We start from the raw sequence: 12,239 nt of genomic DNA, 5'->3' as shown, positions 1-12,239 counted from the left end.
ATCCGGCTGCGCTCAGCAGCCGTATCGTCAGGGACAAGGCTTGGCCAACACCAACCTATAAGGACATTTATCATGCGACTCATCATGAGCGCGCTGGCACTGACCTTCAGTGCCAGCCTTCTTGCCGACAGCTGCCCTGCGTGGCTGGACACCACTAAACGCAAACTGCATGCCTCCGAGCAGGTGGATCTGTGCCAACTGACCGCTGGCAAAGCTGTACTGATCGTGAATACCGCCAGTAACTGTGGCTACACACCGCAGTTCAAGCAGCTTGAGCAGCTTCACAAGGAGTACAGCGACCAAGGGCTCGTGGTTATTGGCATGCCGTCCGATGACTTTTTCCAAGAGGAAGATGACGAGTCCAAGACCGCGGATGTGTGCTACCGAAACTACGGCGTCAGCTTCACCATGCTGGCACCTGGCGCAGTGCGAGGCAGCGATGCCGACCCCATTTTCAAAGAGCTTGCCAAGCAGGGAGGCGCGCCAAAATGGAATTTCTACAAGTACTTAGTTGACTCCAAAGGCAACCTCGTCGATTACTGGTCTCCAAGAACCGAGCCCACTGACGAAGAAATAACTAAAAAAATCAATGAACTTCTTTAATTATTCTTTTTAGACATAAGAAACTTAGGGCACCGACTTGACGGTGCCTTTTTTTCACCCAATAATCAGACCGACTAATCAGTCGGTTTTTATTTGGAGGCTCCATGACCGAGCAACAATCAACAACTCTTAGCCCTGAGCACAGCCAGATGCTTAACCATTTTCAGTTGCAAAAGCAGGCCTTCAATGCCAAGCCGATGCCGAGTCTAGATGAGCGTCATAAGCTGTTGGATAATCTTCGCGAGGCACTACTCAAGCACAAAGACGCCCTGTGTAACGCATTGGATCAGGACTATAACGGCCGTAGCCACCAAGACACGCTCATCTCAGACATCCTTCCCTGCTTGATGAACATTAAGTACACCAAAAAGCGTCTGAAAAAATGGATGCGAACCGAGCGTCGCCACGCAGGGTTACTGCTGGCGCCAGCAAAGATAGAAGTGCATTACCAGCCTCTGGGTGTGGTCGGTATTGTCGTACCGTGGAACTTCCCAGTGATGCTGTCTATCGGCCCCTTGATTACCGCTCTGGCGGCAGGTAACCGAGCCATGATCAAGCTCTCCGAATTTACGCCGAGCACCAACAAGGTTCTTATCGCCATGCTGGAGGAGGCGTTCGACACCGAACAGGTAGTATGCATTGAAGGGGAAGCGGAATTGGCGGCGCAATTCACTAGCCTGCCGTTTGATCACCTGCTGTTTACTGGCTCCACAACCGTCGGCCGCCACGTCATGCGCGCCGCCGCCGACAACCTAACGCCTGTTACCTTGGAGTTAGGGGGCAAATCCCCCGCCATCGTGGGGCCTGATGTGGATATCGACAACGCCGTCGATCGCATGATTCTTGGAAAGAGTCTAAACGCCGGTCAGATCTGCGTGGCACCGGATTACGTGCTGGTTCCAAGAGCCAAACAAGATGCCTTTGTTCAAGCTTATAAAGCCAAATTCGCCCAGATGTACCCACAAGGAGTAAACAGCGATGATTACACCTCCGTGGTTAACGAGCGTCAGTATCAGCGGCTGTTATCTTGGCTAGAAGATGCCAAACAGAAAGGGGCAACCGTCAATATCTGCCTAGAAGGTAAACACCTGGACGATCAGCGTCAGCGCCTCACGCCGCACCTGCTAACGGATGTAAACGATGACATGACCGTGCTGCAGGATGAGATCTTTGGCCCACTGCTGCCAATCATTCCTTATGACAGCATTGACGATGCCCTGCAGTACATCACCGCCCGTCCTCGGCCTCTGGCACTGTACCTGTATAGCTATGACCAAAAACTGCAGCAGCGGATAATTAGCCAAACCCACGCCGGCGGCATGTGCATCAACAATGCCTTGTTCCACGTGGCTGCAGACGATGCACCTTTCGGTGGCGTTGGCCCATCAGGAATGGGACACTATCACGGCATAGAGGGCTTCAAAGTCTTTTCTAAAGCCAAAACGGTATTGAACCAAGGCAAGTTCTCCAGCGGTGCGTTTATTCAGCCCCCCTATGGAACCGCGATTCAGAAACTGATTTTTAAGCTCTTTCTGCGCTAACCCAACTCAAATTGGGTAGGTGTTTTATCAAGTACGACGGAAAAATCAGGTCGACTAGAGTGCGGGGCTTATTGGGGGGGGATTCTCGCAATAAGTCTCGTAGCGACGCCTAGGCTTTGAAACTGGGCGATAAGCCTCAGCGACCAGATAGTTTTCCAGATATTGATATGACTCTTTTTTACCGGAGGCTTGCCCTCCGGCTGATATTGCGAGACCCGTGTGACTCAATCCAAACGACAACAAATTATTGATGCCGCCCTCACTCTGTTTGTAGAGCAGGGGCTAGAAGGAGCGGCAACCTCAAAAATCGCCAAAGCGGCGAAGGTGGCCAACGGCACCTTGTTTCACCACTTTGAAAACAAACAAGAGCTGATCTCAGAGCTGTATCTGCAGATCAAACAGCAGATGGCTGATGAGATCAATTTTGACGCCGAAGGCAGCCCGATTCCCGAACAGGCTGAAAAGATCTGGCATCAGGCGATGCGCTGGTCTCTCGATAACCCTGACAAACTCCGATTCCTACTGGCCTACTATCAGTCGCCTTTCTTAACCTCTCAAGCGAAAAAGAAAGCCAAATTCGAAACCCTATCGATGGTGTGGGACATGATTGAGCAGGGGCAGAAACAGGGCATCATCGCTGACTACCCGTTAGAGCTGATGATGGAGGTGTGCCACACCCTATTTATGACCAGTGCGGCTTACCTCATTGACCATCCAGATGCTGCCAACGACCCTCGTCAGCAGCATGCGGCACTGAGCCTGTTCTGGAATGCAATGGCCAAAACTAATTAGGGTGAATAACCTCAGTGAGTTGACGGTCGTGCAGCTTAGCCAAGGTCAACTGCGACAGCATCGCCCCCAACATTGCCCACATCATGTCTGATTGGGTATCCCACTGATACCCTTGAGTGCCAAGGAAGGCCTCAGCTGACTCACCGGTTGCCGCAGCCACCCACCATTCAATCAATTCGTAGAAGGCGGAAAACGCCAGCGAAAAACAGACACACAGGAAGAACAACCAACCACGGCCGGATACCACCTGGTTGCGGATGAAGATCTCCCGCGCCAACATCGCCGGAATAAAGCCCTGAGCCAGATGGCCAACCTTATCGTAGTTATTGCGCTCCCAGCCAAACCAGTCTCCCAGAGTGTCAAATAGGGGGACTTCGGCGTAAGTGTAATGTCCACCCACCATCAAGATGATGCAGTGCAGCAGAATCAGCTGATAGGCAAGAGGCGTCAACGGGTAGGACTTCAGGGTCGCCAGCAAAATGGCCGCGCCAATCATCGCTGGCAACACCTCGAGAAACCAAGTAAAGGTATCTTTGGGCTCAATGGCGGACCAGATCATTACCAGCGAAAAAATGACTGCCCACAGCAGTCGATTCATGTTCACAGTCATTAATACTATCTAACTAATCAATAAGAAAATTAAGCCTTAGTATAACGCTCAATAAGACGGTTCACTCAAAAAAGAATTCCGGTAAGCTGGTTAACTTACCTCGGCGCTGTATGGAACCCGACCCATGACCCACTACTCTCTAGACAAAAGCAAAATTAAGATCCTGTTATTAGAAGGGGTGCACCCTAAAGCCATCGAAAGCTTTAAGCTGGCTGGCTACGACAATATTGAGTCCCTCAAAACCTCCTTAAGTGAAGCGGAGTTGATGGAGCGCTCCAAAGATGTCCACTTCATTGGCATCCGTTCCCGCACTCAATTGACTGACGCAGTGATCAACAATGCAGACAAGCTAGTGGCCATCGGTTGTTTCTGTATCGGCACCAACCAGGTCAACCTGGAAGCGGCAGCTCGCCGTGGTATTCCAGTCTTCAATGCGCCGTTCTCAAACACTCGCTCTGTGGCGGAGCTGGTCCTAGGTGAAACCCTACTGCTGCTACGCGGCATTCCAGAAAAGAACGCTCTGGCCCATCGCGGCGGCTGGCTTAAAAGTGCCAGCGGCAGCTTCGAAGCCCGAGGCAAAGTGCTGGGCATCGTCGGCTATGGTCACATCGGTACTCAGCTCGGCGTACTAGCAGAGAGTTTGGGGATGCAGGTGATCTTCTATGACATCGAAAACAAACTGCCCCTGGGCAACGCTCGCCAGATCCCAACCTTGCCACAACTGATGGCACAATCGGATGTGGTCAGCCTGCATGTGCCAGAAACCCCATCCACTCAGAATATGATCAACGCCGATACTCTGGCTCACATGCGTCAAGGCAGCATTCTGATCAACGCCTCTCGCGGCACCGTGGTGGACATCAACGCCCTGTGTGCAGCGCTCTCTAGCCAACGCATTCGCGGCGCCGCCATCGATGTGTTCCCAGAGGAGCCTAAGTCCAACGACGAAGAATTCGTTTCTCCCCTACGTGAGTTCGACAACGTTCTGCTGACGCCCCACGTCGGTGGCTCAACTCAGGAAGCCCAGGAAAATATTGGTCGAGAAGTGGCGGCGAAACTGGCCAAATACTCCGATAACGGCTCAACCCTATCGGCAGTTAACTTCCCTGAGGTATCCCTGCCTCAGCACACCAACGCCAGTCGTTTGCTGCACATCCACACCAACGTGCCCGGGGTGCTGAACCAGATCAACCAAGCTTTTGCCGCGAAAGAGATCAACATTGTGGCTCAGTTCCTACAAACCAGAGGCGATCTCGGTTACGTAGTAATGGACGTGGAAACGGCTCACGCCGATGAAGCCCTGAAAGAGCTAGCCAGCATTGAAGGCACCATCCGTGCCCGCATCCTCCACTAACGCGAACGCCATTCAATGAAGTTGCCGCTAATCCCCTATAAAAAATGGGGGCTTAGCGGCATTTTATTAGCCCTCGCCTTGGCTTAAACTGGAGCGGTTTTCCCTACTCGAACTCTAGGATCTACCATGGCGCAGCTCATTCCGCTCTCCCACCTTGGCATCATTCGACTCACCGGCCCAGACACGGATCTTTTCCTGCAAGGTCAGCTCACTTGCAACATGAATACCCTGACCGCCGAACGCTGGAGCTGGGGTGGTCACTGCGATCCTAAAGGAAAACTGCTGGCCAGCTTCCGAATTTGCCGCCACGGAGACGATGTGCTGCTGATTATGCCAAAAGATCTGATCGCCGTTGATCTGCCACAAATGGCCAAATACGCCGTCTTCAATAAAGTTGAGCTTACCGACGAGTCCAACAATATCGCTGTGCATGGTCTATTAGGTGAAACTGACGCACTGCCCGCGCTGGAAAGTGGCGCCCAGCAAGTCATAGACGCAAGCCTGCTGTTAAAAGATGACGGAGCTACCCTGATCATTGGTGAACTGCCGCAAAGCCTAGCCTCGTTAGAGGAAGCAAGCATTGAAAGCTGGAAGCAGCATGAAATTGCCCAGCAATGGCCGATGATCGATGCCGCTAACAGCGGCCAGTTGGTGCCTCAAATGCTCAACTTGGATGCGGTTGGCGGCGTTCAATACGACAAAGGCTGCTACATTGGTCAGGAAACCGTAGCTCGCATGCATTTCCGTGGCGGTAACAAACGTGCCACCTACACCTTGATGGCGGAATCAGCCAGCACATTAGATGGTGAGCTGGAGATGGCCGTAGGGGAAAACTGGCGTAAAAGCGGCACGGTCTTGAATAAGGTAATGCATCAAGATCAACTGTGGCTTACCGCCGTACTACCTAAAGATCTCGACGCCGACGCCCAGTTCCGTTTCGGTGACGCCATCCTGAGCATACAAGCTCGCCCCTACCCGCTATTCGGCGAATAAAATCAAACATTCAAAACCAAAAACGCCCGCATAATGCGGGCGTTTTGGTTATTGAAAAGCACTAAATTCTCTAGATCCGATGACGATAACCTAGGGTAAAGGCGATGTCGGTGCTGTTGTCCATATTGAACACGTTCTCAATCATGGTGAACTCAATGGCGCCGGTTTTCATGCTGTAACGGTAGCCCAGCAGAAACTCATGGGAGATCTCGTCTAACTCATCGACCTCTTCGGTCTCGCCACTGTAGGCGTGATACTCCACCAACACCGCATGTTTAAGATTAAAGCGATATTCATACCCCACCGCCCCCATCCAGGCCCAATCACTACGTTCAATGCCACCAGTTAGCTCGGCATCATCACTATGAGAGGTTCCTAGGGTCCCGTAGACTCGGTGCGGCCCAGCAGGGCGATACAAGTAGTTGATCTGCGCCAACTGCTCAAAATCGGACGTTTTAAAGTCTCCAGAGCCGACGTAGTTGTATGACATCCCTACCCCAATGGATAGGGCATGCTCATCGGTATCAATCCATTGGTAGGCGCCATAAAGGCTTAGGACATTGTTCAGTGTATCCCCTTCAAAGTCAGAGAACTCAACCCCTTGCTTTGGTGCAGAAATATAGAAGCGATGCTTATCAACCTGCTCTCGGCCATTTTGGCTCAGGCCGAACAGGTCGTGAAACCCTTCGGTGACGGAATCTAGGCCATTATCTCCGGCAAAACGGTGCTGAAAATTAACCTCCAACTCCCACTTTTGCCGTGGTGCCCAACGTACACCCAGATTCACCTCATTATGGTAATAATCCATGGTGTAATCCGGCGTCTGTGCCCACACGCTGGCGATGGTGCCAGAAGCAAACCACTCCACCTGCCCCTGCTGTAGCAACTGGCCGCTTCGAAGCATCGGCGTTAGATTTTGCGCCTGCAGCGGCGACTGCGCCTTAACCATCAAAGGCCCATACTCGTTACCCTGAACCTGAGTCGCCAACAATCCTAGGGCAACTGGAACCAACCACCTCATAAATCACCACACTTCAATAACATCCCAGCTCAGTGTGCCGATTTCATCCAAGCTTGCCAATGGAGCAAACCATAAAACTGTTTTTCACTAATTTAGAGAGATAACAGAGTCGAAGATAACAGAGCAGATTGAACTATATTTACAGCACACCAACGACTGGGAGGCGGTATGAATATCGAACATCCAGAACGACTACAACCCGCAATTTTACTGGGCATTGTCAATGAACGGTTGCGCCATCACTGCAACAACATGGCCGATTTAGAGGAGGATCTGGGGCTCAGTCAGATCGAGATAGAAACCAAACTAGAGTCCATCGGTTTTCACTACCAATCTGCATTAAATCAGTTCAAAACCACCCCGAAATAGCCACAAAAGGGTGATCGAGATCAGCCAATTTTACCGTTATTACTTTCTGGGTATGGGGTAGAGATAGGGCAAATAAGATACTGAATTGGAATTTAATATTTTGGAAAAAACATGAGTCAGGACTACCAAGTCGTCAGCCTGGTGGTACACGCCAAGGCCGAGAAACAAGGGCAGATCGAGCAAGAAATTGCCCAGATCGCCGGAGCCGAAGTAGTGACAGCCACCGATGACCACAAGCTAATCGTGACCATTGAAGGTGAAAGTCGACAGGCTGTCTTAAACGGCATTGAAGCCGTAAACCAAACCGAGGGCGTTATCTCTTCTGCTCTCGCGTATCACCAAGTTGATCCGCTCGAAACTCAGGAGCCATCATGAGCATCAGTCGTCGTAAATTCCTAAAAGCCAATGCCGCCATGGCAGCAGCCACCGCTGCGGGCGCAACCCTGCCAGTCAAATTCGTAGAAGCCGCCGAACAGGGCGACCAATCCATCACCTGGCAAAAAGCCGCCTGTCGTTTCTGTGGCGTCGGTTGCTCGGTTATGGTGGGTACCCAGAACGGCCGTGTAGTGGCCTCTAAAGGTGATACCGAAAGCCCGGTCAACAAGGGGCTAACCTGCATTAAAGGTTACTTCCTGCCTAAGATCATGTACGGACAAGATCGCCTGTCTCAGCCACTGCTGCGCATGAAAGATGGCAAATTCAACAAAGGCGGCGAACTGACCCCGGTTTCATGGGACAAAGCCTTCGACGTCATGGCTGACAAATGGAAAGGCGCCCTGAAAGCCAAAGGGCCAACCTCAGTCGGTATGTTTGGCTCTGGCCAATGGACCATCTGGGAAGGCTACGCCGCCTCCAAGCTGATGAAAGCCGGTTTCCGCTCGAACAACATCGATCCTAACGCTCGCCACTGTATGGCCTCTGCCGTAGTGGGCTTTATGCGTGCCTTCGGTATCGATGAGCCAATGGGCTGTTACGACGACATCGAACACACCGACGCCTTCGTACTTTGGGGCTCAAACGCCGCCGAGATGCACCCGATCCTGTGGGCTCGCATGTCTGACCGACGCCTGACCGACGCTGGTACCAGCATGCATGTGCTGTCTACCTATGAGAACCGCAGCTTCGATCTGGCCGACAACAAGATGGTGATGAAGCCTCAGTCTGATCTGGTGATCCTGAACTTCTTGGCCAACTACATCATCGAAAACGATGCGGTTAACAAAGACTTTGTTAACAAGCACACCAAGTTCGCCGAAGCTACCCCAGACATCGGTTATGGCCTGCGCCCAGAGCACCCGCTGGAGAAGAAAGCCAAGAACCCAGGCAATGGCAAGATGACCGCCATGAGCTTCAAGGACTACGCCAAGTACGTCTCTAAATACACCCTGGACTACGCACACCAGATGTCCGGAGTGCCAAAAGAGAACCTGCTTGAGCTGGCCAAAGTCTACGCCGATCCAAACAAGAAGGTGATGAGCCTGTGGTGCATGGGCATCAACCAGCACGTACGTGGTGTGTGGGCCAACAACTCCATCTACAACCTGCACCTGCTGACCGGTAAGATCTCTGAGCCGGGCAACAGTCCATTCTCACTCACTGGCCAGCCATCCGCTTGCGGTACCGCCCGTGAAGTGGGCACCTTTGCTCACCGTCTGCCTGCAGACATGGTGGTGAAGAACGCCAAGCACCGTGAAATCGCTGAAAAGAAATGGCAGCTGCCTGCTGGCACCATTCCTGCGAAACCAGGTTTCCACGCCGTGGCGCACAACCGCGCCCTGAAAGATGGCAAGATGAACGTCTACTGGACCATGTGCACCAACAACATGCAGGCCGGTCCAAACACCAACGAAGAAGCGCTGCCGGGTTATCTCAACCCTGAAAACTTCATCATCGTGTCTGATCCATACCCAACAGTAACGGCCATGGTGGCTGACTTGGTTCTACCGACTGCCATGTGGGTAGAGAAAGAGGGCGCAACAGGTAACGCCGAGCGCCGTACCCAGTTCTGGCACCAGATGGTTAAGCCTCAGCCGGGCGCCAAATCTGACCTGTGGCAGCTGATGGAGTTCTCCAAGCGCTTTACCGTGGATGAAGTGTGGCCACAGGAGCTGATCGCTCAGAAGCCTGAATACGCCGGTAAGTCACTCTACGACGTGCTGTTTGCCAACGGTGTGGTGAACAAATTCCCTCGCTCTGAGTGTAAGTCGCCACTGAACGACGAGTCCGAACACTTTGGTTACTACGTTCAAAAGGGCCTATTTGAAGAGTACGCCGACTTTGGTCGTGGCAAAGCTCACGATCTGGATACCTTCGATGCCTACCACGAAGTTCGAGGTAAGCGTTGGCCTGTTATCGATGGCAAAGAGACCCTGTGGCGCTTTAAAGAGGGTGCGGATCCTTACGCCAAGAAAGGCAGCGATTTTGACTTCTACGGTAAACCCGATGGCAAGGCGCTGATCATCGCCTCGCCGTATGAGCCACCTGTGGAAGAGCCAAACGAAGAGTTTGACCTGTGGCTATCCACCGGCCGTGTTCTTGAGCACTGGCACACCGGCACCATGACCAACCGCGTTCCTGAGCTGCACAAAGCTCAGCCGAACGCCAAGTTGTACATGCACCCAGAAGACGCTACCCAGCGTGGCCTTAAACGTGGCGATGCGGTGGTGATCTCCAGCCCTCGTGGCGAAGTTCGCACTCACATCGAAACTAAGGGCCGCAACAAGCCGCCTAAAGGCTTGGTATTCATGGCGTTCTTCGATGCGCGTGCTCTGGTGAACAAACTGCTTCTGGATGCCACCGACCCGCTGTCCAAAGAGACAGACTTCAAGAAGTGTCCAGTGAAAGTAGTGAAGGCTTAAGGGGAGAATGACCATGAAAGCATTAGTATTGGCAACTGCCCTATTGGGCCTGAGCATCAACGCGGTAGCCGCAGATTCTGTGGAATCTCTACGTGGTGCCAACCCTGCTGCTGACAACAACAGCGCCGAAGCCATCGCCACCTATCCGAAAAAAGGCAAGGCGATGGAACGCTCCATGTTGCATCAACCGCCGCTGATCCCCCACAAGGCCAGCTACCCGATCACCTTGAAGAAAAACGGCTGTGTCACCTGCCACGCCCCGAAAAAGGCCAAACGCATGAAGACCACCGCCATTCATGAGTCTCACTATGAGTCCGAAGGTAAGCTGGATAACATCTACTACAACTGCAATCAGTGCCACGTACCACAGGCCAGTAATGCAGAGCCTTTAGTGGGGAACAACTACTCCAACTAAGGCATAAAAACAGCAAGGCGACCCGAGGGTCGCCTTTTGTTTGCCTGTGTTATCTCGGCCAATGACTCTATTGTGGCCGCGTCGCAATCAAACTGGCGCGGTCATGATTGGCCTCATGCCAGGCTTTGAGTTTGTCGAAGCGCTTGCGCCAGCCAAAATCAGGGTGCCGAAAATCCAAATACTCCAGCAAGCAGGCTAACTTAATGTCCAGTATCGCCCACTCCTCTGGCAGCAATGACAAGGATCTTTCCACCTCCACTAGACCCGCTTCCAACCCATTGAGATAACGTTGCTGCCAAAAATCAGAAGACGTTCCTTCATCGGCGCGGGTGTGCTCCACTCGCAGCGCCACCGCCGCATCCAGCAAGCCTTGCAGTACCATGTTGAGGTTTTGTCTCCCCCAATGCTGCGCCAGAGGTAGATGCAGGGTGTGATTACCAAATTCGCTGTCTAGGTAGTGGCAAATCAACTGACTGTCCACCAAGGTTTGACCGGAACCCAATAGCAGAAAAGGCACCTTACCAAGGGGATTCGATTGGCGTATTTCGTCATCGAATGGCGAACAACACACCTCATTTAGGCCGTCTACCTCAAGTTCACGAGCGGTTACTCGAACCAATCGAGCGTAAGGCGATGCATCGGAGTAATAGAGCAGCATTACCAGTACTTTTCCATGGTGATCTGACCGGGAGTGCGGCGTAGGTTTTTCCGCAATTTCATCTTTTCCAACACTTCCACGGTGTCACGAATCATCTCTGGGTTACCGCAGACCATCACTTGGCTACGAGAGGGTGTGATGGGCGTATCCACAAACTCTTGGATCTTCTCCTCTTTGATCAGCGCAGGAATGCGCCCCTGCAACATGCCATCCACCGACTCCCTACTGACCACAGGAACCAGGCGGAACTGTTTTGGATGGGTCTTTTCAAGCTCTCTAAGCTCGTCTAGATACGCCATATCTTCAAGGTGGCGAACGGCGTACACCAGATTAAAGGTCTCGAACTGATCCCAGGTGGACTCGGTTCTTAAAATGGAGATAAAGGGGCCAACGGCGGTTCCCGTTGCCAGCATCCACATGTCACGACCGGCGGGAATCTCATCCAATACCATAAAGCCGTTGCCTTGCCCCGCCAGCATCACCTCGTCCCCAACCTTAAGATCCTGCAACCTTGGGGACAGCTGCCCCTCCTCTACCGAGACCGCCAGAAACTCCAGTGTCGACTCGTTGGGCGAGTTAACAAACGAATAGGCGCGCTGTACCCGCTCGCCATCTTGCTCCAAAGCCAGCTTGGTAAATTGGCCAGCAGTAAAGGGCGCCATCTCGGCATCAACCTTCAAGGTAAACAGTTTGTCATTCCAGTCGATCCGCTCAACCACTGAGCCAGTAATCCAATTGCTCATCCCCATCCCCTAGGTCAAAAACTGAACTTATTTAGAAGTTAATACTAGTCCAATTTTGGCAAAACTGCTTGATTTACTGTAGAAAAAATATCCATTTCTCAATAACTATCTGATGGATTCTGTTGTAAGCCTTACCCCAAGCTTCCCCCTAAGAGAGTGTGTCGTCCTGAAATGCGTTGACACTTTTCAGTTAGAGCCAGTTGCATCAGCAACTGGCTTTTCCATGCACCTCGTTTGGGGTTTTCATTCCCAGGCTAAGGTGCGGTCTCAAGTTGTTATAGG

At 52.2% G+C, this 12,239-nt stretch carries 13 protein-coding genes; 9 read left to right on the top strand and 4 right to left on the bottom strand.

From position 1 onward, the window contains the following. Positions 1–72 precede the first annotated feature (72 nt). From FCL42_RS18875 to FCL42_RS18865, 3 genes are all read left to right on the top strand, one after another. Entirely contained in the window at positions 73–603 is a 531-nt protein-coding gene (locus FCL42_RS18875; protein WP_136864990.1) for a glutathione peroxidase, read from the top strand. Positions 604–707: 104 nt separating this feature from the next. Continuing rightward, positions 708–2,144, top strand: a complete 1,437-nt coding sequence (locus FCL42_RS18870; RefSeq protein WP_136864989.1) for a coniferyl aldehyde dehydrogenase — start codon at positions 708–710, stop codon at positions 2,142–2,144. Between the two features lie 219 nt (positions 2,145–2,363). Continuing rightward, positions 2,364–2,936: a TetR/AcrR family transcriptional regulator gene (locus tag FCL42_RS18865; protein ID WP_136864988.1), complete on the top strand. Its 573-nt coding sequence runs from the start codon at positions 2,364–2,366 to the stop codon at positions 2,934–2,936. Here the strand turns inward: FCL42_RS18865 and FCL42_RS18860 are convergent. After that, on the bottom strand, positions 2,929–3,534 hold the full coding sequence (locus FCL42_RS18860; RefSeq protein WP_136864987.1) for a DUF2238 domain-containing protein: 606 nt from the start codon (positions 3,532–3,534) through the stop codon (positions 2,929–2,931). The genes FCL42_RS18865 and FCL42_RS18860 overlap by 8 nt on opposite strands. Positions 3,535–3,670: 136 nt before the next feature. Between FCL42_RS18860 and serA the strand changes: the two genes are divergently transcribed. Then, positions 3,671–4,900 (top strand): phosphoglycerate dehydrogenase, encoded by a 1,230-nt coding sequence (serA, locus tag FCL42_RS18855; RefSeq protein WP_136864986.1) that lies wholly within the window; start codon positions 3,671–3,673, stop codon positions 4,898–4,900. 126 nt (positions 4,901–5,026) lie between these two features. Next, positions 5,027–5,893, top strand: a complete 867-nt coding sequence (gene ygfZ, locus FCL42_RS18850; protein ID WP_136864985.1) for a CAF17-like 4Fe-4S cluster assembly/insertion protein YgfZ — start codon at positions 5,027–5,029, stop codon at positions 5,891–5,893. 70 nt (positions 5,894–5,963) lie between these two features. Here ygfZ and FCL42_RS18845 read toward each other — a convergent pair whose 3' ends face one another. Then, entirely contained in the window at positions 5,964–6,914 is a 951-nt protein-coding gene (locus FCL42_RS18845) for a DUF3187 family protein (RefSeq protein WP_136864984.1), read from the bottom strand. A 168-nt stretch (positions 6,915–7,082) separates the two neighbouring features. On the opposite strand from FCL42_RS18845, the gene FCL42_RS18840 reads away from it, so the two are divergent. The 4 genes from FCL42_RS18840 to FCL42_RS18825 all read left to right on the top strand — a co-directional run bounded on the left by FCL42_RS18840 (position 7,083) and on the right by FCL42_RS18825 (position 10,556). After that, positions 7,083–7,283 (top strand): DUF4250 domain-containing protein, encoded by a 201-nt coding sequence (locus FCL42_RS18840; protein ID WP_136864983.1) that lies wholly within the window; start codon positions 7,083–7,085, stop codon positions 7,281–7,283. 111 nt (positions 7,284–7,394) lie between these two features. Beyond that, a complete protein-coding gene (locus tag FCL42_RS18835) occupies positions 7,395–7,658 on the top strand; it encodes a chaperone NapD (RefSeq protein ID WP_136864982.1) in 264 nt (87 codons plus the stop codon). Then, entirely contained in the window at positions 7,655–10,141 is a 2,487-nt protein-coding gene (gene napA / locus FCL42_RS18830; RefSeq protein ID WP_136864981.1) for a nitrate reductase catalytic subunit NapA, read from the top strand. Before FCL42_RS18835 ends, napA begins: the two co-directional genes overlap by 4 nt. Before the next feature lie 13 nt (positions 10,142–10,154). Beyond that, positions 10,155–10,556 (top strand): nitrate reductase cytochrome c-type subunit, encoded by a 402-nt coding sequence (locus FCL42_RS18825; protein WP_136864980.1) that lies wholly within the window; start codon positions 10,155–10,157, stop codon positions 10,554–10,556. Between the two features lie 67 nt (positions 10,557–10,623). Here FCL42_RS18825 and FCL42_RS18820 read toward each other — a convergent pair whose 3' ends face one another. Next, positions 10,624–11,214 (bottom strand): glutathione S-transferase N-terminal domain-containing protein, encoded by a 591-nt coding sequence (locus tag FCL42_RS18820; RefSeq protein WP_136864979.1) that lies wholly within the window; start codon positions 11,212–11,214, stop codon positions 10,624–10,626. Continuing rightward, on the bottom strand, positions 11,214–11,957 hold the full coding sequence (locus FCL42_RS18815) for a ferredoxin--NADP reductase (protein ID WP_136864978.1): 744 nt from the start codon (positions 11,955–11,957) through the stop codon (positions 11,214–11,216). The genes FCL42_RS18820 and FCL42_RS18815 overlap by 1 nt, the downstream gene beginning before the upstream one ends. Positions 11,958–12,239 lie beyond the last annotated feature (282 nt).

This window comes from Ferrimonas aestuarii (assembly GCF_005116665.1).
GTDB lineage: Bacteria > Pseudomonadota > Gammaproteobacteria > Enterobacterales > Shewanellaceae > Ferrimonas > Ferrimonas aestuarii.
Note: the sequence above shows the minus strand (reverse complement) of the source record. Positions and strands in the feature narration are given on the sequence as shown.